The sequence below is a fragment of the Asaia bogorensis genome, assembly GCF_900465345.1.
In the GTDB taxonomy this organism is placed as follows: domain Bacteria; phylum Pseudomonadota; class Alphaproteobacteria; order Acetobacterales; family Acetobacteraceae; genus Asaia; species Asaia bogorensis_A.
In genome coordinates, this window is sequence record NZ_UEGO01000043.1 from 1 (window position 1) to 578 (window position 578).

The 578-nt window shown below is 57.1% G+C and carries 2 pseudogenes; both read left to right on the forward strand.

Going from position 1 to position 578, the window contains the following annotated elements:
• Positions 1-365: pseudogene (locus ED655_RS15380) on the forward strand (glycosyltransferase); the annotation flags it as partial.
• Positions 334-578 (forward strand): annotated as a pseudogene (locus ED655_RS15385) (glycosyltransferase); the annotation flags it as partial. The pseudogenes ED655_RS15380 and ED655_RS15385, both read left to right, overlap by 32 nt.

Here is a 578-nt window from a genome sequence, read left to right on the forward strand (position 1 = left end):
AGCGCGTTATCAGGACCGGAGAGAACGGTATGCTTGCGCGTAGTGCCGAGGAATGGCGCGATGCACTTCTTACCTTGGCCCATGATCCTGCGCTGCGTGAGCGTATGGGAGAGACCGCAAGAGCAACTGCGCTGGATCTTTACGCCCCGGAGCGGATTCTGACCCAGCAGGCGGAACCGGTTTTTGGAAGGCCGCCGTCTTTCGGACACAAGGCACCCCGTATTCTTCAGGTCAATGTGTTCATGGCGCCGCGTTCATTTGGCGGGGCTACAATCGTGGTAGAGGCACTTCTTGGCCCACTCGCCAAGGCAGGATTTGAAAACAGTGTCGGTCAAAGGCACGATCAGGACCGTTCCTGCCTATAATCAGGCTGGGCTGGATGATTTCTACGATCAGGTTGATGTGCTTCTTTTCCCTTCGCAATGGCGCGAAAGCTACGGTCTGACTGTTCGTGAGGCTCTCTCACGTGACGTCTGGGTAATCTCCACCGCCCCCGGAGGACAGTCCGAGGAGATTGTGGATGGCGTGAATGGCTCGCTTATCCCGATCATCAATGATCCTGCCCCGCTTCAGGCTGC